Source organism: Geobacillus sp. LYN3, assembly GCF_003064505.1.
Lineage (GTDB): Bacteria > Bacillota > Bacilli > Bacillales > Anoxybacillaceae > Parageobacillus_B > Parageobacillus_B toebii.
In genome coordinates this window covers 2,711,364-2,733,947 of the sequence record NZ_QCWL01000001.1, presented here as the reverse complement: position 1 = coordinate 2,733,947, position 22,584 = coordinate 2,711,364, and the positions used below count along the sequence as shown (strand labels likewise).

Annotated in this window: 22 protein-coding genes and 1 other annotated feature; of the genes, 20 read left to right on the top strand and 2 right to left on the bottom strand. The window is 45.0% G+C overall.

From position 1 onward, the window contains the following. Positions 1–280: 280 nt before the first annotated feature. Positions 281–496, bottom strand: a complete 216-nt coding sequence (sspI, locus tag DCC82_RS14315) for a small acid-soluble spore protein SspI (protein ID WP_015864757.1) — start codon at positions 494–496, stop codon at positions 281–283. 180 nt (positions 497–676) lie between these two features. Between sspI and msrA the strand changes: the two genes are divergently transcribed. From msrA to DCC82_RS14235, 15 genes are all read left to right on the top strand, one after another. Then, positions 677–1,204 carry a peptide-methionine (S)-S-oxide reductase MsrA gene (gene msrA / locus DCC82_RS14310; RefSeq protein WP_015864756.1) on the top strand — a complete coding sequence of 176 codons (528 nt, stop codon included), beginning with the start codon at positions 677–679 and terminating at the stop codon, positions 1,202–1,204. Between the two features lie 3 nt (positions 1,205–1,207). After that, positions 1,208–1,972, top strand: a complete 765-nt coding sequence (locus DCC82_RS14305; protein WP_089098005.1) for a TrmH family RNA methyltransferase — start codon at positions 1,208–1,210, stop codon at positions 1,970–1,972. A gap of 119 nt (positions 1,973–2,091) precedes the next feature. Then, positions 2,092–2,328 (top strand) — a binding site (T-box leader). 142 nt (positions 2,329–2,470) lie between these two features. Further along, entirely contained in the window at positions 2,471–3,505 is a 1,035-nt protein-coding gene (gene pheS, locus DCC82_RS14295; RefSeq protein WP_097354848.1) for a phenylalanine--tRNA ligase subunit alpha, read from the top strand. A 17-nt stretch (positions 3,506–3,522) separates the two neighbouring features. After that, on the top strand, positions 3,523–5,937 hold the full coding sequence (gene pheT / locus DCC82_RS14290) for a phenylalanine--tRNA ligase subunit beta (RefSeq protein WP_097354847.1): 2,415 nt from the start codon (positions 3,523–3,525) through the stop codon (positions 5,935–5,937). 228 nt (positions 5,938–6,165) lie between these two features. Next, complete coding sequence (locus tag DCC82_RS14285; protein ID WP_158268589.1) at positions 6,166–6,549, top strand: hypothetical protein; 384 nt, start codon at positions 6,166–6,168, stop codon at positions 6,547–6,549. Between the two features lie 154 nt (positions 6,550–6,703). Further along, on the top strand, positions 6,704–7,486 hold the full coding sequence (locus DCC82_RS14280; RefSeq protein WP_097354845.1) for a hypothetical protein: 783 nt from the start codon (positions 6,704–6,706) through the stop codon (positions 7,484–7,486). Between the two features lie 5 nt (positions 7,487–7,491). After that, positions 7,492–7,872: a GntR family transcriptional regulator gene (locus tag DCC82_RS14275; protein WP_097354844.1), complete on the top strand. Its 381-nt coding sequence runs from the start codon at positions 7,492–7,494 to the stop codon at positions 7,870–7,872. Further along, entirely contained in the window at positions 7,869–8,573 is a 705-nt protein-coding gene (locus DCC82_RS14270; protein WP_097354843.1) for an ABC transporter ATP-binding protein, read from the top strand. The genes DCC82_RS14275 and DCC82_RS14270 overlap by 4 nt, the downstream gene beginning before the upstream one ends. Continuing rightward, on the top strand, positions 8,570–9,484 hold the full coding sequence (locus DCC82_RS14265) for an ABC transporter ATP-binding protein (RefSeq protein ID WP_097354842.1): 915 nt from the start codon (positions 8,570–8,572) through the stop codon (positions 9,482–9,484). Before DCC82_RS14270 ends, DCC82_RS14265 begins: the two co-directional genes overlap by 4 nt. Beyond that, positions 9,477–10,424 carry an ABC transporter permease gene (locus tag DCC82_RS14260; RefSeq protein WP_097354841.1) on the top strand — a complete coding sequence of 316 codons (948 nt, stop codon included), beginning with the start codon at positions 9,477–9,479 and terminating at the stop codon, positions 10,422–10,424. The genes DCC82_RS14265 and DCC82_RS14260 overlap by 8 nt, the downstream gene beginning before the upstream one ends. 150 nt (positions 10,425–10,574) lie before the next feature. Further along, positions 10,575–10,811, top strand: a complete 237-nt coding sequence (locus tag DCC82_RS14255) for a hypothetical protein (protein WP_233253000.1) — start codon at positions 10,575–10,577, stop codon at positions 10,809–10,811. After that, on the top strand, positions 10,798–11,367 hold the full coding sequence (locus DCC82_RS14250) for a DUF6036 family nucleotidyltransferase (protein ID WP_097354840.1): 570 nt from the start codon (positions 10,798–10,800) through the stop codon (positions 11,365–11,367). The genes DCC82_RS14255 and DCC82_RS14250 overlap by 14 nt, the downstream gene beginning before the upstream one ends. Positions 11,368–11,644: 277 nt before the next feature. Beyond that, a complete protein-coding gene (locus DCC82_RS14245) occupies positions 11,645–12,097 on the top strand; it encodes a MarR family winged helix-turn-helix transcriptional regulator (protein ID WP_097354839.1) in 453 nt (150 codons plus the stop codon). Beyond that, positions 12,094–15,216, top strand: a complete 3,123-nt coding sequence (locus DCC82_RS14240; RefSeq protein WP_015864743.1) for an MMPL family transporter — start codon at positions 12,094–12,096, stop codon at positions 15,214–15,216. The genes DCC82_RS14245 and DCC82_RS14240 overlap by 4 nt, the downstream gene beginning before the upstream one ends. A gap of 109 nt (positions 15,217–15,325) precedes the next feature. Next, a complete protein-coding gene (locus DCC82_RS14235) occupies positions 15,326–15,991 on the top strand; it encodes a type 1 glutamine amidotransferase domain-containing protein (protein ID WP_015864742.1) in 666 nt (221 codons plus the stop codon). A 101-nt stretch (positions 15,992–16,092) separates the two neighbouring features. On the opposite strand, the gene rnhC is transcribed toward DCC82_RS14235, so the two are convergent. Beyond that, the gene (gene rnhC / locus DCC82_RS14230) at positions 16,093–16,998 is read right to left on the bottom strand and encodes a ribonuclease HIII (protein ID WP_015864741.1); all 906 of its coding nucleotides are present in this window, start codon (positions 16,996–16,998) and stop codon (positions 16,093–16,095) included. Between the two features lie 121 nt (positions 16,999–17,119). On the opposite strand from rnhC, the gene zapA reads away from it, so the two are divergent. The 5 genes from zapA (at position 17,120) to DCC82_RS14205 (ending at position 22,572) form a co-directional block, all read left to right on the top strand. Continuing rightward, entirely contained in the window at positions 17,120–17,383 is a 264-nt protein-coding gene (gene zapA, locus DCC82_RS14225; RefSeq protein WP_015864740.1) for a cell division protein ZapA, read from the top strand. A 4-nt stretch (positions 17,384–17,387) separates the two neighbouring features. Then, the gene (locus tag DCC82_RS14220) at positions 17,388–17,927 is read left to right on the top strand and encodes a CvpA family protein (protein ID WP_062677853.1); all 540 of its coding nucleotides are present in this window, start codon (positions 17,388–17,390) and stop codon (positions 17,925–17,927) included. A gap of 96 nt (positions 17,928–18,023) precedes the next feature. Then, positions 18,024–19,742: a DNA polymerase/3'-5' exonuclease PolX gene (polX, locus tag DCC82_RS14215; RefSeq protein WP_097354838.1), complete on the top strand. Its 1,719-nt coding sequence runs from the start codon at positions 18,024–18,026 to the stop codon at positions 19,740–19,742. A 52-nt stretch (positions 19,743–19,794) separates the two neighbouring features. Further along, the gene (locus DCC82_RS14210; protein ID WP_015864737.1) at positions 19,795–22,149 is read left to right on the top strand and encodes an endonuclease MutS2; all 2,355 of its coding nucleotides are present in this window, start codon (positions 19,795–19,797) and stop codon (positions 22,147–22,149) included. Between the two features lie 15 nt (positions 22,150–22,164). Further along, positions 22,165–22,572, top strand: a complete 408-nt coding sequence (locus DCC82_RS14205; protein WP_015864736.1) for a DUF350 domain-containing protein — start codon at positions 22,165–22,167, stop codon at positions 22,570–22,572. Positions 22,573–22,584: the final 12 nt, after the last annotated feature.

Genomic DNA, 22,584 nt, shown 5'->3' with positions numbered 1-22,584 from the left:
TATACTAAAAATATAAACCCCGCCTTCCTCCACAGCTAAAGCAGTGGGCTTCCGGCGGATGTTCTCGTGAAAGATAGAGATGCGGGAATGAAAAAACATATATTAGCATAACAAACTTAGGGGGAAGAGAAATTGGTTTCTGTGAATGTATGGAATGCGGATACATATGATGAAAAGTTATCGTTTGTGTCTGAGTTAGGGATGGCGTATGGATTGCGGATTATAAACGGATTCGAATGATAGCGGTGAAGGAGGAAAGGGAAGCGAAAAAACTTCCCTTTTATGCATGTTGTTTGACTGCTTGTTCCAGTGTTGTAAGCATTTCCTCTTTTTGCTGCTCGCTCGAATGTTTCCAAATCTCTTCAAAGAGGACGCCGAGCCCCGGCAAATATTTTTCCTCTCCACGCTGAATCGCATCAACAATCGTATCTTCCAATTGCTCCTTCGTGTTATTGGCGATATTTTGTATAACTGCATGGCGCAAGTTTAAATCCATTCCATTCACCCCTCTATATATAGTACAAGCTTATTTTTAACGGGAATTTTTCTGAATATGTATGAGAAATGCAAAAATGAAAACAAATTGTTTGTTGATTTGATTTGTTTTGTTTGGTGTTTGATCGCTGTAATTTTTGCTATAATGAAAAATACGATTTTACATGGAGGAGAGAGAAACATGGAAAAAGCAACATTTGCCGGAGGCTGTTTTTGGTGCATGGTCACTCCATTTGAAGAACTCGATGGAATATACGGCATTGTTTCCGGCTATACGGGCGGACATGTCGAAAACCCGACATATGAACAAGTGAAAACGGGAACGACAGGGCATTACGAAGCGGTGCAGATTACATTTGATCCGAACGTTTTTCCATACGAACGATTGCTTGAACTGTATTGGTGCCAAATTGATCCGACCGATGACGGCGGACAGTTTCATGACCGCGGCCCGCAATATCGGACAGCGATCTTTTACCATAATGAAGAGCAGCGGCAAAAAGCGGAAGCATCAAAACGGGCGCTTGAGGAAAGCGGGAAGTTTTCCAAGCCGATCGTCACGAAAATTTTGCCGGCAACAAAGTTTTATCCGGCCGAGGAATATCACCAAAACTACCATAAGAAAAACCCAAAGCATTATAAAGAAGACCGCGCCGCATCAGGACGCGATGAGTTTATTGCCAAGCATTGGGGCGTAAAGGGGAAGTGAACGTTGAAACGAATCCAGTCCACCAAAAATCCGCAAGTGAAAGAATGGAAAAAACTGCTCACGAAAAAAGGCCGGGAAAAAATGGGGTTATTTCTAATTGAAGGTTTTCATTTAGTCGAAGAAGCGCTAAAGAGCCATGCGCCTCTTGTTGAACTGATTGTTGACGAAAAAAAGGAGATTCCGCCAAGCTGGAATGCGGGCCACCTTCCTGTAACGATCGTGACGGAAGAAGTGATGAAAGCGATCAGTGATACGGAAACGCCGCAAGGAATCGCGGCCGTATGCGAACAGTTTTCCTATGGCGATATAGACTGGACGCAGGCGAATGTGCTTCTGATTGACGCCGTACAAGACCCGGGCAACATCGGCACAATGATCCGCACCGCCGATGCGGCTGGAATCGATGCCGTTATTCTTGGCGAAGGATGCGCTGACTTGTATAATCCGAAAGTCATCCGCGCTACCCAAGGTTCGCTTTTTCATCTGCCGATTATTCGCGGAAATCTCCGTGAATGGATCGAGCGTCTGTGCGAAAAAAATGTCGCGATTTACGGAACAGCGCTGGAAAATGGGGAAGATTATCGTCATATCAAACCGGCGCGTCCGTTTGCCTTGCTTGTCGGCAATGAAGGAAGCGGGGTTCATAAGAAATTGCTGCAAATGACGACGAAAAATTTATACATTCCGATTTATGGACAGGCCGAGTCGTTAAATGTTGCCGTCGCTGCCGGGATTTTGCTTTATCATTTACAAGACGCAAAAGCATAGGCTGTTTTCATATAGATTGTGTGTGTTGCGCGATGTTCGCCGTTTGCTTATAATATAATACAGCATTATTTATCTGAACATATGGGATATAAAGATAATATAAAAATAGGGAAATATAGAAAACAACGATGAAAGAGAAGAGTAGCTTGCCACTCGCCATCCAGGGAGAAAACGCCGTAGACTGGGAGCGTTTTTATGGTAGAAGCAAGTGAATTCACCTCTGGAGTTGACACTTGGACCATTCCGCGCCTGCGGAATGTAAAGGTGTTCCGGCCTATGCCGTTATCGCAATGAAGCGAACAGCGCGTTTTTGCGCTGTTAACAAGGGTGGTACCGCGAGTGCACTCGTCCCTTATTTTAAGGGGCGAGTTTTTTTATGGAACATACTAGTGTGGATTTCACGTGAAGATATTCCGAAAGTATTGTTTCATGAACATCAAGCATGGGCAGTAGAAGAAGCATTTCGTTTATTTGATTGAAGAAAAGGAGGAATTTTTCATGAAAGAACGGTTGCAGCAGCTTCAACAGGAAGCGCTCGAAAAAATTGAACAAGCGAATGACTTGAAAGCACTCAATGAGGTGCGTGTCGCTTATCTTGGCAAAAAAGGCCCGATTACCGAAGTGCTCCGCGGCATGGGGGCATTATCGCCGGAAGAGCGTCCGGTAATAGGCGCGCTTGCCAATGAAGTGCGGCAGGCGATCCAAAGCGCGTTAGAAGCAAAACAGGCAAAGCTCGAGCAAGAGGAAGTCGAGAAAAAATTAGCAGCGGAAGCGATTGATGTCACACTTCCAGGCCGCCCGGTCAAAAGAGGCAATCATCATCCGCTTACGCGCGTCATTGAAGAAATCGAAGACTTATTCATCGGCATGGGCTATACGATTGCCGAAGGACCGGAAGTTGAGAAAGACTATTACAATTTTGAAGCGTTGAATTTGCCAAAAGGCCATCCGGCGCGCGATATGCAAGATTCGTTCTACATTACCGAAGAAATTTTGCTTCGCACCCATACGTCGCCGGTGCAAGCGCGCACGATGGAAAAACATAAAGGGCGCGGTCCGGTGAAAATCATCTGCCCGGGAAAAGTGTACCGCCGCGACAACGACGACGCGACTCACTCGCATCAATTTACGCAAATCGAAGGACTTGTTGTCGACGAAAACATTCGCATGAGCGACCTGAAAGGAACGCTGCGCGAGTTTGCCCGCAAAATGTTTGGCGAAGACCGCGATATTCGTTTCCGCCCAAGCTTTTTCCCGTTTACCGAGCCGTCGGTCGAAGTGGACGTTTCCTGCTTCCATTGCGGTGGTCATGGCTGCAGCGTATGTAAAGGGACGGGATGGATTGAAATTTTAGGCGCGGGCATGGTACATCCAAACGTATTGGAAATGGCTGGATTCGATTCGAAAAAGTATACGGGCTTCGCGTTCGGCATGGGTCCGGAACGCATCGCGATGCTCAAATACGGCATTGATGACATCCGTCATTTCTATCAAAACGACATTCGTTTCTTACAACAATTCCATCGCGTGTAAAAAGGGAGGTTTGACCGATGTTTGTTTCTTATAAATGGCTGCAAGAATACGTGGATCTTACGGGAATCACGGCAAAAGAACTAGCCGACCGCATTACAAAAAGCGGCATCGAAGTTGAAAGTGTAGAAGTATTAAATAAAGGAGCAAAAGGGGTTGTCGTCGGGCATGTGCTTGAATGCGAACAACATCCAAACGCCGATAAGTTAAGAAAATGTCTTGTTGATATCGGAGAGGACGAGCCGGTGCAAATTATTTGCGGCGCCCCGAACGTCGCGAAAGGCCAAAAAGTGGCGGTTGCGAAAGTCGGTGCTGTTTTGCCGGGCAATTTGAAAATTAAGCGGGCGAAACTGCGCGGCGAAGAATCAAACGGAATGATTTGTTCTTTACAAGAACTAGGCATCGAGTCAAAACTCGTGCCAAAAGAATACGCCGATGGCATTTTCGTCTTTCCGAGCGATGCTCCGGTCGGCGCTGACGCGTTGGAATTATTAAATCTAGATGATGAAGTATTAGAGCTTGGACTTACGCCAAACCGCGCCGATTGCTTAAGTATGATTGGCGTTGCGTATGAAGTGGCGGCGATTTTAGGCCGCGACGTGAAGCTGCCAGCCATTGAGCTTCAAGAAAATGACGAGAATGTTCATGATTATATTTCTGTGCGCGTCGACGCGCCGGAAGATAATCCGTTATACGCAGGGCGCGTAGTGAAAAACGTAAAAATCGGCCCGTCGCCGCTTTGGATGCAGACGCGCTTAATGGCGGCAGGAATTCGTCCGCATAACAACGTTGTCGATATTACGAACTATATTTTGCTTGAATACGGCCAGCCGCTTCATGCGTTTGACTATGACCGCCTTGGTTCGAAAGAGATTGTTGTGCGCCGCGCGAAAGCAGGCGAAACGATCGTGACATTAGATGATACGGAAAGAACGTTGACGGAGGATCATCTTGTCATTACGAACGGAAAGGAACCCGTCGCGCTTGCTGGCGTCATGGGGGGAGCCAACTCCGAAGTAAGAAACGACACGACGACCGTGTTTATCGAATCGGCTTACTTCACCAGCGCCGTCATTCGCAAAGCATCGAAAGATCATGGCTTGCGCAGTGAAGCAAGCACGCGCTTTGAAAAAGGCATTGATCCGGCGCGGACGAAAGAGGCGCTAGACCGTGCGGCTTCGTTAATGGCGAAATACGCTGGCGGCGAAGTCGTTGGCGGCATTGTCGAAGCCAATACGTTACAAGAACGAGAAGTGACGATTACCATTACGCTAGACCGCATTAACCGCGTGCTCGGCACGGCGATTACCAAAGACGAAGTTGCCACGATTTTAACAAACTTGCAATTTGCGTTTACTGAAGATAACGGAACATTTACGATTACCGTTCCATCACGCCGCCGTGACATTACGATTGAAGAAGATATTATTGAAGAAGTAGCGAGATTATATGGCTATGACCGATTGCCGGCAACATTGCCGGTCGCGGAAGCGAAGCCGGGCAAACTGACGCCGTATCAAGCAAAACGCCGGCAAGTGCGCCGTTACTTAGAAGACGTCGGCCTTTTCCAAGCGATTACGTATTCTCTTACAAGCGAGGAAAAAGCGACGATGTTCGCGTTAGAAACGGCGGAACCGATCCGCTTGGCGCTGCCGATGAGCGAAGAACGAAGCGTCCTTCGTCAAAGCTTGCTGCCTCATCTGTTGGAAGTAGCGAGCTATAACCGCGCGCGCCAAGTCGAAAACGTCGCCGTCTATGAAACAGGCGCGGTGTATCTTGCAAATGGCGAGAATGAACTGCCAAGTGAAAAAGAGCGTCTTGCCGGAGTCTTAACAGGCGTATGGCACGCCCACTTATGGCAAGGTGAGAAAAAAGCGGTTGATTTCTATGTAGTCAAGGGCGTTTTAGACGGATTGTTTGAGTTGCTAGGCTTAACGAACCGCATTGAATATAAACAAGCGAAACGCGAGCATATGCATCCGGGGCGCACCGCTCATATTTTGCTAGATGGCAAGACGATCGGCTTTGTCGGCCAGCTCCATCCGGTCGTGCAAAAAGAATATGATTTAAAAGAAACATATGTCTTTGAACTTGCCTTGACCGACTTGTTAAACGCGGAAGTCGAGGACATCCGCTACTCGCCGATTCCGCGCTTCCCGTCGATCACCCGCGACATCGCCCTTGTCGTCGATGAAAACGTCGTCGCCGGCGAGCTGCAAAAAGCGATTATCGAAGCGGGCGGCGAACTATTAAAAGAAGTGTCCATTTTCGACGTATACAAAGGCGACCGACTCCCAGACGGCAAAAAATCGATCGCCTTCTCGCTCCGTTACTACGATCCGGAACGCACATTAACGGACGAAGAAGTAACCGCCGTTCATGAAAAAGTGATCCAAGCGGTGGAACAGCAATTCGGCGCGACATTGCGCGGATAAATAGAATCCCTCGTCTTATGCGGAAACATAAGGCGGGGGATTTTTTGCAAAGAGAGGAGTTTCATGCGGCAGCGAAGAAAATATACCTTATTGTTTTGTTATGATCGCTTATGGGAATAGCATAGAGGAAGAGGAAAGAAAATGTCCTATTTTATTGGCAAATCCAGACCTAGACCATATTTATGGCAATTCCTTAGCGCCGCGGGCCTTCTTTACGGATATATTTTTTTGGCAAGTTTTCTTTTTGGCAATGTAGAGGAAAGCGGTGATCTCCTTTTCTATATTCCGTTTCGTACTTTTTCTTTCATCGGGTGGCCGTTCCTGTTTATTTGGAGCATCACGCTATTTTTCGTTCAAGAGGCTATGGCGCGTGCGTTTCCGCGGCTTCGTGGGAACAAGCCGTTTATTGTTTTGACGTTAGTTACGGTTGTTTGTTTCGATATTTTTTATTTTCACGCGTCGCTTTTCAGTTTTCCCACTTTCATCATGTTAGTGGGGATTATTGTGTTTTGGCTCGGAACACGTCTTCGTTCCCGCCTCGCTGCGTGGACGATAGTGGGGCTATCCGTCGTGGGATGGCTGTCGTTGATGGTGTTTCCACATATCTGGTAGTGTTTTTTGTTTTATACTCGAACAGACGGGTATGGTATTACGAATGAAGAGGCGAAAATGGGGCTTGTTGCTGTAAAAAATTGGTTGACATTTCATTTTGAACTAGTGTACTATTTAACTAGAACACTAATTCACTGTTACTGGAGGGGGAAAAATGAGTCCGTGGCTTGGCTTATTTAAAAAAGAATGGCGCATCTCGAAACTGTGGATCATAACTACGGTTGGAATCGTGATCGCCGTTAATATAGTTGCATATTTATTGGCTCTGAAATACGATGAGCCGATAGCGATGTTCGTTCCATCATTGGTTGTCACATGCCTGCATGCATTTTATATGTTGATGTTTATGGCTCTCAGCTTACAAACAGAAGCGAAGCGGCTTCATTTATGGCTTCACACCCCGCAGCCGGCATTTCGGTTGGTAAGCGCCAAACTGCTGATCGCGTTTGCCAGCATGCTTATTTCTCTGTTTGTTTCGGCATTATTTACTTATATTGCTTCTCTTGGAGTAAAAGAGAGGTATTTTTATGAAAAAATATGGAATGATGAACTTTTTATCGAAAGCGGTGCGCTAGCGGTTCTGTATATTGCGCTGCTATCTATCCATATGGCGGTTTGGTTTTTGCTTTGTTGGGCGATTTACCGTATTGGTAAACAAATGATTGCAAAACTATCGGGGCTGATTGTTACGCTTATTTATTTTCTGTTAGGCTGGCTGTTTTTGTCGTTTATGAAAACAAACGTATACGAATGGCTAACGGGATGGGGAAAAATAGCGATGCCTGGGGTTGTGTTCAAGTACAATACGGCTAAGGGGTGGATAATGATCGAAAAGATGGAAACGATGCCAATAGGAGCAGTCGTTTTTTACGGTATTATGGCTGTTCTTGCATTTTGCGCTTCCATTTGGCTAATTGACAGAAAAGTTGAGGTGTAAAGGACGTGGCAGAGGAGTTTGATACAACGAAGCCGATCTATATACAAATAATGGAAAAAATTAATAAGAAAATTGTACGCAACGAATGGAAGGCGGGAGATAAATTGCCGTCTGTGCGGGAGATGGCTGTACAAACAGGAGTAAACCCGAATACGATCCAGCGCACATATAGTGAGCTCGAAAGGATGGGGATTTTGGAAACGCGGCGCGGTCAAGGAACGTTTGTCACGGAAAATGTGGAAGTCATCGAACGGTTGCGTGAACAGCTAAAGCGGGATATTGTGGCTGATTTTATACGGAATATGACAGAGCTTGGATTTACGATGAATGACATTATAGCTTCGCTAAAAGATTTCAGCAGGGGAGAGGATGGAGAGAAACAATGATTGAATTCGAGCATGTCACAAAAAAATACGGTAATGTCATCGCATTAGATGATGTATCGATAAGTTTAGAAAAAGGAAAAATCATCGGCGTCCTTGGCGCAAACGGCAGCGGCAAATCGACTTTTTTGAAATTGATTGCCGGATTAGTTTTTCCTACGAAAGGAAAAGTGCTAGTGGATGGAATGGAAGTAACGAGAAACATCAGCAGCAAAGTCGCGTATTTATCGGAATTGGACGTCTATTATGACAGCTTTACGGTTCAGGATATGCTGGAGTTTTACGCTTCGCAATTTAGTGATTTCCGCACAGAAAAAGCGTATGACATTTTAGAGTTCATGGAAATCCAGCCTGATAAAAAGCTAAGACAATTATCGAAAGGTGGACGCAGCCGCGCGAAAATCGCTTTTACGTTAGCGCGGGAAGCGCCGATTTTATTGATGGATGAACCGCTGTCCGGCCTTGATCCGATGGTGCGCGAATCCATTGTCAAAGGACTGATTTCATTTGTCGATCTAGAACGGCAGACGATTGTGATGACGACGCATGAAATCGATGAAGTCGAACCATTGCTCGATGATGCCATTTTCCTCCGCGATGGAAAAGTGGCAGAATGCGTCCGCGTCGATGAATTAAGAGAAACAAGCCGCGACAGTGTAGTAAACCGGCTGAAAAAAATTTATAAGGGAGAGGAACGACGATGAATCCGCTTTTGCAATTGAAAAATGTCAGAAAAGATATTGGCAAGAAAACGATTATCCATGATTTGTCCCTCGAGGTATTTCCAGGGGAAGTGTTTGGATTTCTTGGGCCGAACGGAGCCGGAAAAACAACAACGATTCGCATGATTGTCGGACTGATGGGAATTACTAGCGGCGAAGTGCTGATTAATGGAATCAGTATTCAAAAAGACTTTGAAAAAGCGATTCAGCATGTCGGCGCTATTGTCGAAAATCCGGAGATGTATAAATTTTTAACGGGTTATCAAAATTTATTGCACTATGCGCGAATGGCAAAAGGAGTAACAAAAGAACGAATCGATGAGGTTGTCAAACTAGTGGGTTTGGAAAAACGAATTCATGACAAAGTGAAGACATATTCGCTCGGCATGAGGCAGCGGCTAGGACTAGCGCAGGCATTGCTTCATCGGCCTTCTCTGCTTATTTTGGATGAACCGACAAACGGGCTCGATCCCGCCGGTATCCGCGAAATCCGCGACTATTTGCGCAAGCTGGCGAAAGAAGAAGGGCTGGGGATCATCGTTTCAAGCCATCTTCTGTCGGAAATGGAAATGATGTGCGACCGCTTTGCGATTATTCAACATGGAAGATTAGTAGGAATTGAATCGGTTCAAGAACTGTCCAAACAAGCTCAAAAGGTGCTGCTTACAGTAGAGCCGGTGGAGCAAGCGCTAAACGTGATCAAAAACATCTATCCTCATATGAACATCACACCAGCAAAGCAAGGAATTGAAGTTTCCATTGATTATGAGGAAATACCAAGCTTGAATGCCGCCTTAGTGTCAGAAAATATCAAAGTATATGGCATTCAAGTTCTTACGAAATCGTTGGAAGAAAGATTTTTAGAAATGACGGGAGGGAATGAAATTGCCTAGCATTCTTTCATTAATTCAAAACGAAAATATGAAAATTTACCGCCGTATTGGCACATGGTTTATGATCGGGCTTCTTGCTTTGTCGACATTGGCGGGAGCGTTGATTATAAAAGCGACATATAAAGAACCAAAAAATTGGAAGGCGGAGGTTGCCTCGGAGATAAAGGAAATGGAAGCCCAGCTTTCTGAGGGCAAGCTGCCGAAAATGTATAAAAATCATCTCGAACAGCAGCTGAAAATTAATAAATATCGCCTAGAGCATAATATAAAACCTGTATCATCTAATACGTTCTGGGGATATTTGGTAAATTCCGCAGACATTATTGCGCTGATCACACTGTTTACGATTATTGTGGCGGCAGGAAGCGTAGCCAGTGAATTCTCGTGGGGAACGATCAAGCTGCTTCTCATTCGTCCTGCCAGCCGCACGAAAATTTTGCTTTCGAAATACATTGCCACCCTGTTGTTTGCGCTTTGTATGCTTTTATTGCTGTTTATTTTCTCGTCCGTCATCGCCGCGATCGTTTTTGGAATCGAAAACATCCGCGAACCATATTTAGCGTACCAAAACGGAACGGTTGTTGAGAAAAACATGCTTCTTTATGTGATGCAAGTATACGCACTCAATTGCGTTGATCTTGTCATGATGACGACCTTTGCGTTTATGATATCAGCGGTGTTTCGCAATCACTCGCTTGCGATTGGACTGGCGACTTTTGCTCTGTTTGTTGGTCCGCAGATTACGACGCTTCTTGCCATGAAATTTGAATGGGCAAAATATTTATTATTTGCCAATACAAACTTAGCGCAATATATTGATGGAACGCCGCTTGTCGAAGGAATGACGATGACATTTTCCATGATGATGCTGCTTGTTTATTTTGTTATATTTAACGCACTTACATGGTTTATTTTTCGAAAACGGGATATTGCGGCGTAATGCTTCTTAATTCGTGGAATAAATGATGAAATGAAAAAGGATGTCACTTTTTCTAAAGGGATGACATCCTTCATTATATTTTTGGATGGCGATTGTCGTAGGAAGAACATGGTATAATAAAACTATATATAAGTGATTCGGAGTGATAGCATGATGAAAGAAGTCGATTTTTCTGAATTGAATAAGTGGATTTTGGAGAAAAAAAGCGGTGTGGAGCGGGACATATTGCGGACGAAAGGAGAAGAGCGCAATATCCGCACACGGGCTCGTGATGAAAACGAAGCTAAAATATTAGATGACCTATGTAGAAAACGATGGAAAAAGGCAGAAATAGAAGGAAAAGTAAAATACTTGAGCAAGCGGGTGTGGTATTATGAATTCGATTGAGGAAGCAAAACAAAGACTTCGTACGCTTCGTTCCAAAACCCCGTTTGAAAAAATGGTGCAAGTGACGGCCATTTTGACCAAACTCCTAGAACCTTACCGCATTCGTCCAATTATTGTGGGAGGATTAGCGGTAGAAATATACACAAGAAGCGATTACACGACCGTTGATATCGATCTTATTGTTAGCGATCGAAAACGTGCTGGTGATTTGCTTGTACAGTTAGGCTTCACACCAGCGGGACGGCATTGGTATCACGAAGAATTGATGATAAGCATTGAAATTCCAAATGATATGCTAGAAGACGCTGATTACGATAAAGTGATAGAGTTGCGAATGAAAGACGGATTAAAAGTATATGTGATTGGCATTGAAGATATTATTTTAGATCGCTTGCGAGCTTGTGTTCATTGGAAATCTACTTCGGATTGCGAATGGGGAAAAAGAATGCTTTTTCTTCACGCTGAACGATTAGACTTGGAATATATGAGAAAAATGGCAAAGACGGATGGAACGGCAGTACACTTAGAAGAATGGATTCAACAATATAACAAGTGAAAACGGGAAATGAGCAAAGAGTACGGATGCCTGTGGTGATAAGATAAATAATGCGAATAAAGATAGGACAATTGTGAGATCACGACGTCTAAAATGGCGATATATTGTTTTTTAAATTTCGCTTTATTTGTTGCGAAATGAAATCTTGTATGGAACTTCTCCTTATATCATTTTTTTTTGGAAAAAGAAAATCTCTCAGTTGACTTTTTTTCTAGGAGATTGTTACATTGTTTAATAGTTAAATAATTAAACTATTTTTCAAAAGAGGGGCGATAGCTTGCAGAGGAGAAACATTGATGATCTCATTGAACGGTATTTGTCTGTTTCTTTTATCGTGATGAAAAAAGCGGCAGCGCTCGTGAAGTGCGAGCTTGATGAGGATATGACAAACGACCAATATTACCTGCTTCGCTACATAAAAAAGAAAGCAAAATGCACATCAACCGAGCTTGCGTCCTTGTTTGGCGTAAACAAAAGCGCGATTACGGCGATGACGAACCGCCTTGTCAAAAAAGGCTTGATTCAACGCACGCGCGATCAAAACGACCGCAGGGTTGTTTATTTGACGCTGACGGAGCGAGGGGACGAATGGATTACGGAAACGGAAGAAAAAATTCATAAATTAGTCGAATCGTTCATAACCAAATTTTCGGAGAGAGAAATTGAAACGTTTATTCAAACGTATGAAAAGCTTGCCTGCATTTTGCAAGAGATGGAGGGGGCATCGTGAGAGGAATCGTCAAAGGAAAATGGTTTGTGCTGTTGGCGTGGATTGTCGTTGCTGTCATCCTTATTGTGACGGCGCCGAACATGGCCGATCTTGTCCGCGAGAAAGGGCAGCTTAGCGTGCCAAAAGGCTACTCGTCTTCGCTTGCGATGGATATTTTAAACGAAGTGCAAAAGAAGGAGAACAAAGGAAGCGAACTGTCAACAGCACTTGTGTTTTACCGCAAAGGCGGGCTGACGGACAACGATTGGAAGGAAGCGGAGCGCGCCGTTAAACAGTTGGAAGCGCAAAAAGAGAAACTCGGAATTACCGAGATTATCTCCCCGTTTAAAGAAAAGGAATTGAAAGATCAACTTGTTTCTAAAGATGGCACGACGATTTTAACGTCCGTGAAGCTGGAGCGGAACGGAAGAAGCGCGAAAGAAATAAGCAAGGCGCTTTACAAAGCGATTGATGACATTTCTGTCGAACATTATTACACGGGTGGCTGGATGATTGACGAAGACGTTGTCGTCAGCTCGCAGAAAGGGTTGAAAAAGACGGAAGGCATTACGGTTGTGTTTATTTTAGTGGTGTTGCTTGTCGTGTTCCGTTCGTTTGTCGCGCCACTCATTCCGCTTATCACCGTTGGGATGACGTATTTAGTGTCACAGTCGATTGTCGCTTTTCTCGTGGATCAAGTGAATTTTCCGCTCTCTACGTTTACGCAAATCTTTTTAGTTGCCGTGCTGTTTGGAATCGGAACGGACTATTGTATTTTGCTGTTAAGCCGGTTTAAGGAAGAACTTTCGCAGCACGAAAACCGCACGGATGCGATTGTCGCCACGTACCGCACCGCTGGAAAAACGGTATTGTTCAGCGGAATTGCGGTGATGATCGGGTTTGCCGCAATTGGATTATCAACGTTTAAGTTATATCAATCGGCTGCCGCGGTGGCGGTTGGGGTAGCGGTGCTCCTTGTTGCGCTGATGACGTTGGTGCCGTTTTTTATGGCGGTGCTTGGTCCAAATCTGTTTTGGCCGGCGAAAGGAAATTTAGAGCATAAACAAAGCCGCTTATGGGATGACGCGGGACGGTTTGCGTTTGCCAGACCGCTCATTGCGTTAGGCATCGTTGCGGTTATTACCGTTCCGGTGTTGGCAACGTATGATGGGGATTTGTCATTTGATTCCCTTGAAGAAATTGGTGACGACTATGCGTCTGTTAAAGCGTTCAATATTATCGCTAAAAATTTTAATCCTGGTGAAGCGATGCCAACGCAAATCGTCATGAAAAACGATGAAGCGATGAACTCGCAAGAATATTTTGCCCTTATTGAAAAAATCAGCCGTGAAGTCGAAAAAATCGATGGTATCGACAAAGTGCGTTCTGTTACACGCCCGACTGGGGAGCCAATTGAACAATTGTTTGTCACCGAGCAAGCGAAAAGCTTAAAAGATGGTCTTGGACAAGGAAAAGAAGGGATTGAGAAAATCAGCTCTGGACTAAGTCAAGCGGGCAAACAGCTTTCCGCATCCGCGCCAAAATTAAAACAAGCGACAAACGGTATGGAAGAGCTTGCATCAGGAACGAAGCGGCTCAAAATGGGTGTTAGCGACCTCCAAAAAGGACTTGCGCAAATTGAACAAGGCATTCGCAGCGGTTCGATGGGAGCTGGCGAAATCAAAAAAGGATTGGCAACAATCAAGGATAATGCGAAAAAGTTAAAGCGAGGCGCTGAGCAGTTGCTGCAAGGATATGAAAAGGCGGGCGCCGGGCTCTCTTCGCTTATCAGCCAGTATGAACAACTGCAAGACGGCATGAACGCCTTATCGGAGCAATTATCCTCGGTGAGCGCATCGTTGAATCATATAGAGCAAACACATCCAGAGCTGCAACAGGATCCGGAATATCAGCGAACAAAAATGATTGCAGCGGGATTAGCGCAACGATCCCAGCAAATGACTGCAGGTTTTACGCAATTAAATAACGCACTCAAACAGGCAAGCGCTGGAGTCCGTCAAGCGAACGGCTCGTTTGTGCAGCTTATCAGCGGCCAAAAAGCGTTGATTGATGGGATGACCAAACTGATCGCCGGGCTTGACGAGCTGCAAAAAGGGATGGATAAAGCAGCAAATGGACAGCGTCAAGTAATCGGGCGTCTTCCGCAGCTGTCGAATGGATTAAGCGAAGTGAACGCTGGGCAAGAACAGCTGCTGCGAGGATTTTCCCAATTAGACGGGCAAATGAGTCAATTAATTACAGGGCTTGATCAAAGTGCCGACGGTCTTCGGAAAGTATCGAAAGGCCTAGGTTCCGCAGAAAGCTATTTATCCGAGCTTGCGTCTTCGCCAAACAAAGAAATGACAGGCTGGTATTTGCCGAAACAAGTGCTTGAGAGCAAAGAATTTGCCAAAGCGCAAGATGCGTATATGTCCAAAGACAAAAAAGTCGTGACGTTTGATGTGATTTTCGATGAAAACCCGTATTCCACATCGGCGTTGAACAAAATCGATGATATTAAACAAGCAGTTGAGCGTGCGGTGAAAGATACGAAACTCGAAAATGCAAAAGTTGCCGTTGGCGGAGTGACGAGCATTTATTCCGATTTGCACACGATTTCGTCGAATGACTACTCCCGCACCGTTGTGTTGATGCTTGCCGGCATTGCGCTTATTTTAATCGTTTTGCTTCGTTCGTTGATTATGCCGATGTATTTAATTTTATCGCTTATTTTGACGTACTACACATCGATGGCGGTAACCGAGCTTATTTTTGTCAATGGGCTTGGCTACGCCGGTTTGAACTGGGCGGTATCGTTTTTCGCGTTTGTCATCTTAATCGCGCTTGGCATCGACTACAGCATTTTCTTGATGGACCGCTTCAACGAATATCGTGACAAACCGGTGCAGGAAGCGATGCTGTTGGCGATGCGCAATATGGGAACGGTTATTATTTCGGCCGCTGTTATTTTAGGCGGGACGTTTGCGGCAATGTATCCGTCCGGCGTCTTGTCGCTCTTGCAAATCGCGACGATTGTGCTGACTGGATTAATTTTATACGCGCTTGTTGTACTGCCGCTGTTCGTGCCGGTGATGGTCAAAACATTCGGCAAGGCAAACTGGTGGCCGTTTATGAAGTAAAGGAGGGGCTCTGGCAAGGAGCCCGCTTTTTTTTGAGCATATTTATTGGTGCTTTTGTGAAAGGTAATCTATGATAAAATTACGAATTCGATACAAGGAGGAATAACCAATGAGCAAGCGTGTGCTGATGGTGGTTACCAACCATACAACGATAACCGACGATCATAAAACGGGGCTTTGGCTTGAGGAATTCGCCGTTCCATATCTTGTCTTTAAAGAAAAAGGATATGACGTGAAAGTGGCAAGCATCCAAGGCGGGGAAGTGCCGCTTGATCCGCGCAGCATTGAAGAAAAAGATCCAGCTTGGGCAGAAGCTGAAAAAGAGTTGAAAAATACGGCCCGCTTAAGCGAAGACGATGCAACTGGATTTGATGCGATTTTCCTTCCTGGCGGTCATGGGACGATGTTCGATTTTCCAGATAATGAAACATTGCAATACGTCCTGCAGCAATTTGCCGAAGATGGAAGAATCATTGGCGCTGTGTGTCACGGTCCGTCCGGGCTTGTCAATGTAACATATAAAGACGGAACACCGCTTGTCAAAGGAAAAACGGTAACCGCATTTACAGATGAAGAAGAAAGAGAAGTGCAATTAGACCAATATATGCCGTTTTTGCTTGAATCAACGTTGCGCTTAAGAGGCGCCAATTTTGTCCACGGTGAAAAATGGACGGACTTCTCCGTACGTGACGGCAATTTAATTACAGGGCAAAACCCGCAATCAAGCAGAAGCACGGCGGAAAAGGTTGTTGAGGCGCTGGAGGAGAGAAGCTAACCGGCAGCGGGCGCCAAACTTACTCGTCTATGTATGAACAAAGAGAGGCTGACTCAAAAGGTCGTTAATAACGATCTTTTCGAGCCATCCTCTTTTTATGTTTATTTTTTAGCAATCCGCGCTGCTTTTTCGGTATTAGCAAAATGAAGCTTCGCGCACATTTCGAGAATGGCAGGCCCATGCGTTTGGATAAGCTTGGCGGCGGCCTGATCGACTTGCGCTCCCGCTCCTTTTGGCAATGTCATGCCCACTTCTTTGCTTAATCGCTCCATTTCCTGCAAAAATACGTAGCGGGCGATTATCGAAGCAGCGGCCACTGCAACATGAACCGTTTCTGCCTTCGGGTAGCAATACACATGATCGCGGACGACATTTGTTTCGTTTTCGAGGTAGCGAAAATATAAGTCCCGTTCAATAAATTGGTCAATAATAATCGCTTCCGGTTCTATAGGGGAAAGCTGTTTGACAAGCTTTCCAATCGCTTCATTATGCAGCAACGCTTTTATTTTCGTTTGCGGCATTCCGCTTCGTTGCCAATCATTATACATTGGATTGGACAGTATAACCGTTTGGTTCGGGATCATGTTCATAAGCGACGGGGCGAGCCGTCGGATGGCTTCATCCGTTAACAGTTTCGAATCTTTTATTCCCATTGCTGTGATCGCATCCATTTGGTCTTTGGCAACATATGCGGCGGCAACGACAACTGGTCCGAAATAATCTCCGGTTCCGACTTCATCGGAGCCGATTGCCGATGCGGCAGCCAAGGGGGGCTGGGGGACTGGCGCTTCCTTTTGATCCGATTCTTTCATCCATTTTGCCGCTTCTTGTTCTGCCTCTTTTCCTTGAAACAGCACTTTTCCCGTGCGGTAAGCGGTGATCGTGCAGCCGGACCGTTTGGCAACGAACAAAGCACCTGCAGGAAGGTGTCCGGTTATATCGGAAGCGTAATGATTCCGCATTTCTTCAAGCATCGTCGCTGTTGCCGTGATGACGTGATTTGCCATGGCCATTCACTCCTAATCACTATCGTTTTTTCTTTTGCATATCATAGTAGTCGTATCTTTTCATTATATCAGCATTCATGTTATGATAAACAATAGGATTTTGAGGAATGGGGGAAATCATTTGGCGGAGCAACAAAAAACGCGGGTGACAGTCGATATATACGGACAGCAATATACGATCGTTGGCACAGAAAGCTCAAGCCATATTCGTTTAGTGGCATCCATTGTCGATGATAAAATGCGGGAGATTAGCGAGAAAAATCCGACATTGGATATTAGTAAACTAGCGGTACTGACAGCCATTAACATCGTTCATGATTATATAAAATTAAAAGAAGAATATGATCGGCTTTTACAAAAACTACATAAAGAAAAGGATGAGTAACGGAATGGTCGATCTTCTTTTGCTCTTTATCCTTTTAATGGGGTTTATGATTGGTCTAAAACGGGGATTTATTTTGCAATTTATTCATATGGCCGGCTTTATCATCGCTTTTGTCGTCGCTTATCTTTATTATGAAAAATTAGTGCCGCCGCTGCGTCTGTGGATTCCGTATCCGACGTTCGGCGCCCCGGAGACGGCCAAACTGCTGTTTGAAAGCACGCATTTGGATGAAGCATACTATCGAGCGATCGCATTTGCGATTTTATTCTTCGCAACGAAAATTGTGCTGCAAATCATCGGTTCGATGCTTGATTTTGTGGCGCAATTGCCGATTCTTCGCAGCATTAACCGCTGGACTGGCGGAGCGTTGGGATTTATCGAAGTGTACTTAATCGTATTTTTACTTTTATACGTTGGTGCGCTTATCCCAATTGAAAGCATACAAACGAAGCTTCAACATTCTTTTATGGCAATGGTGATTGTGAAGCACACTCCGTTTTTGTCTGATATGTTGAAGCAAATGTGGATTCATTATATGGCATAGTAACTTCTCTATATTCATAGGGAAGTTTTTTTGTACTTTTTCATAAAAAACTTGTATTATGTTTCGTAGTGGGTTGTACGGATAGGTGGGGATAAAATGAAAGGAAATAAAAAAGATGTCATTCGTCTGCTGGAGACGATTGCGTTATATATGGAAATCAAAGGAGAAAATCCGTTTAAAATTGCGGCGTTTCGCAAAGCGGCAAGCGCATTGGAAACTGATGAACGAAGCATTGCGGAAATAGACGATTTCACCGCGATTCCCGGCATCGGAAAGGGGACGGCAAGCGTCATTCATGAATTTTTGGAAACAGGAACGTCCAGCGTTCTTGAACAATTGAAACAGGAAATTCCAGAGAGCTTGCTTACCCTGCTTCGGCTTCCCGGACTTGGCGGCAAGAAAATCGCAAAGCTATATCAAGAACTGGGCATTGTGGATATTGCTTCATTGAAAGAAGCTTGCCTCGAGCAGAAAGTACAGCAGCTTCCAGGCTTCGGAAAGAAAACGGAAGAAAAGCTTTTAGCCGCCATTGAAGAAATCGGCTCTCGCCCGGAACGGCTTCCGTTAGCCTTTGTGCTGCCGATTGCCGAGGAAATAGAAAATCAGCTTAAAAATATGGAAGGAATCGTTCGTTTTTCTCGTGCCGGCAGTTTGCGGCGAATGAAGGAAACAGTGAAAGATTTAGATTTCATTATCGCAACGAACGATCCGCATCTTGTGCGGGAACAGTTATTGAAGCTAGCGAATGTCTCAGATGTGATTGCAAACGGTGATACGAAAGTGTCCCTAGAGCTTCGCTATGAGTATGAAATTGCTGTTGATTTTCGTTTAGTGACACCGGAGCAGTTCGCCACGACGCTCCATCATTTTACGGGATCGAAAGAACATAATGTCCGCATGCGGCAGCTGGCAAAAGAGCGTGGTGAAAAAATTAGTGAGTATGGAGTAGAAAATGTGAAAACGGGAGAAGTGAAAACATTTTCTGATGAACAAGCGTTTTTTGCCCATTTCCAGTTGCCGTTTATTCCGCCGGAACTAAGGGAAGATGGAACCGAAGTCGACCGCTATCGCGACGACTATTCGCTTCTTTGCCTTTCCCACATTCAAGGAGATTTGCATATGCACTCTACTTGGAGCGACGGAGCGTGCTCGATCGAGGAAATGGCGGAAGCATGCCGGAAAAAAGGCTACCGTTATATGGCGATTACCGATCATTCACAGTATTTGAAAGTCGCAAACGGTTTAACAGTGGAGCGGCTTCGCAGACAGCGGGAAGAAATTGAACGGTTAAACGCGAAATATGATGATTTTACAATTTTGGCTGGAATAGAAATGGATATTTTGCCAGATGGGACGCTTGATTACGATGATGGCGTTCTCGAAGAACTTGACTTTGTCATCGCTGCGATTCATTCAAGTTTTTCCCAGTCGCGTGACGTGATTATGAAGCGTCTTGCTGCTGCGCTTCGCAATCGTCATGTTGATTTGATCGCTCATCCGACAGGGCGGTTAATCGGAAAGCGAGACGGATATGACGTAGATATAGACATGCTTATCGAATTGGCGCGGGAAACGAATACGGCGCTTGAGTTAAATGCGAATCCGAACCGTCTCGATTTGTCGTATTCCTATTTGAAAAAAGCGCAAGATGCTGGAGTAAAAATCGCGATTAATACAGATGCCCACCATTTGGACATGCTTGACCATATGGAAATAGGGGTCATAACCGCACGAAAAGGATGGATTCGCAAGGAAACGGTGATCAATACATGGTCTCTTGAAGAGTTGCGCAGCTTTTTGCAGCGCAATCGGTAAACGTATTCGGAATCGAATTGGTTGACAATTTTCAGATGGAGGTTTTTCATCCGTGCATACAAGAGTGCTTCACGTATTAGAATTTGATAAAGTAAAAGAGCAGTTATTAGAACATGTATCTTCGTCATTAGGAAAAGAAAAGGTAGAAAAACTATTTCCTTCTTCGCATTTTGCCGAGGTCACAAACTGGCAAGAAGAAACAGACGAGGCGGTAGCCGCGCTTCGTCTGCGCGGGCACGTTCCGCTCGGCGGCATTTTTGACATCCGCGCAAGCCTCAAGCGTGCGAAAATCGGCGGAACGCTTAGTCCGCATGAGCTTTTAGATATTGCGAGCACCATTTCTGCAAGCCGGCAATTGAAGCAGTTTATTGAATCGCTGCATGAAGAGAAAGAAGAGTTTCCTCATTTGGCAGGCTATGCGGAAAAACTTGCTGCGCTTCCGGAAGTGCAACAGGCCATTGAACGCTGTATTGATGATCATGGTGAAGTGATGGATCATGCGAGCGAACGGTTGCGTTCTATCCGCCAGCAGCTTCGAACAACTGAGGCGCGGGTGCGCGAAAAATTGGAGAATATCATTCGTTCGCAGTCGGCGCAAAAAATGTTATCTGATGCGATTATTACGATTCGCAACGACCGCTACGTCATTCCAGTAAAACAGGAGTATCGCGGTGTTTACGGCGGCATCGTCCATGATCAATCGGCTTCGGGAGCAACATTGTTTATTGAACCGCAAGCAGTGGTAGAATTAAATAACCAGCTCCAAGAAGCGCGTGTCAAAGAGAAACGAGAAATTGAGCGGATTTTAACGGAGTTGACAAGCATTGTAGCCGAACACGCGGAAGCATTGCTCGAAAATGTCGACATATTGGCACAGCTCGATTTTATTTTTGCCAAAGCAAAATATGCCAACAAATTGAAAGCGACAAAGCCTGTGATGAATGATCGCGGCTATATCCGGTTATTACAGGCGCGCCATCCGCTCATTGACCAGGACGTTGTTGTTCCGAATGACATTGAGCTTGGCAAAGACTATACAACGATCGTTATTACCGGTCCAAACACCGGCGGGAAAACAGTCACATTAAAAACGATCGGGTTATTGACATTGATGGCGCAAGCAGGCTTATTTATTCCTGCGCTCGATGGTTCTGAATTAGCAGTATTCCGTTCCGTCTATGCGGATATCGGGGATGAGCAATCGATTGAACAAAGTTTAAGCACATTTTCTTCTCATATGGTCAATATCGTTGATATTTTACGCAACGTTGATCATGAAAGTCTCGTTTTATTCGATGAATTAGGTGCGGGAACCGATCCGCAAGAAGGCGCGGCGTTGGCGATCGCCATTTTAGATGAAGTGCACGGGCGCGGAGCACGTACGGTGGCGACCACCCATTATCCGGAGTTAAAAGCATACGGATACAATCGTGACGGCGTGATCAATGCAAGTGTCGAATTTGACACCGAAACGCTTCGTCCGACGTATAAGTTATTGATTGGCATCCCAGGGCGAAGCAATGCCTTTGAAATATCGAAGCGGCTTGGACTCGATGAGCGCATTATCGAACGGGCAAAATCGCATATTAGCGCAGAAAGCAACAAAGTGGAAAATATGATCGCTTCGCTAGAACAAAGCAAGAAGCGGGCGGAAGAGGAAGAGAAAAAAGCAAAAGAAGCGCGCATGGAAGCGGAAAAACTCCGCAGCGATTGGGAGCAAAAATGGGAAGAACTTCATGAAAAACGCGATGAAATAATAGAAGAAGCGAAACGGAAAGCAGCCGACATCGTCCGCGCTTCCCAGCAAGAGGCCGAGCGAATTATTCGCGAACTTCGCCGAATGCAAAAAGAAAAACAAGCGGAAATTAAAGAGCATGAACTGATTGAGGCGAAAAAACGCCTAGAAGAAGCGATTCCAACATTAGAGAAGAAGAAAAAAGAAAGAAAAAAACAGACGCAGCACGCCTTTCAGCCTGGCGATGAAGTAAAAGTGACAAGTTTAAATCAAAAAGGATATCTTGTGGAAAAGGTTTCTGATGATGAGTGGCAAGTACAGCTCGGCATTTTAAAGATGAAAATCAACGAACGGGATTTAGAATATATCGGCAGTGCGCCGAAAACGGAGACAAAACCGCTCGCTACCGTAAAAGGAAAAGACTATCATGTCGGATTGGAGCTTGACTTGCGCGGGGAACGGTACGAAGATGCGATAGTCCGTTTAGAAAAATATATTGATGATGCGCTTTTAGCGGGATATCCTCGCGTTTCGATCATTCACGGAAAAGGGACAGGAGCGCTTCGCAAAGGGGTGCAAGAATTTTTGAAAAAGCATCGCTCTGTGAAAAACTTCCATTTTGGTGAAGCAAATGAAGGAGGAACAGGGGTAACGATTGTCGAACTGAAATGACGAGGAGAGAACGTGATGAGTTCGTTTTGGGAAAACGAAATCGTAAAGATTGCCGCCAATTTTAGCGTGGCTGTTTTATGCATGGTCGTGTTTTTAACTATATTTGAGCTAGTGACAAAATATAAAAATTGGGAAGAGATTCAAAAAGGAAATGTCGCGGTGGCGATGGCAACAGGCGGGAAAATTTTTGGTATTGCCAATATTTTTCGCTATGCTCTTCGCCATCATGAATCACTGCTGGCGATGATCGGCTGGGGAGTGTATGGCTTTATTTTGCTACTCGTTGCGTATTTTATTTATGAGTTTCTTACTCCAAAGTTTAATATCGACGAAGAGATTGCGAAAGACAATCGGGCGGTTGGGCTGATTTCCATGGTTATTTCCATCGGCTTATCGTTTGTTATTGGAGAAGGAATTCGGTAAAGGGAGTTAAAA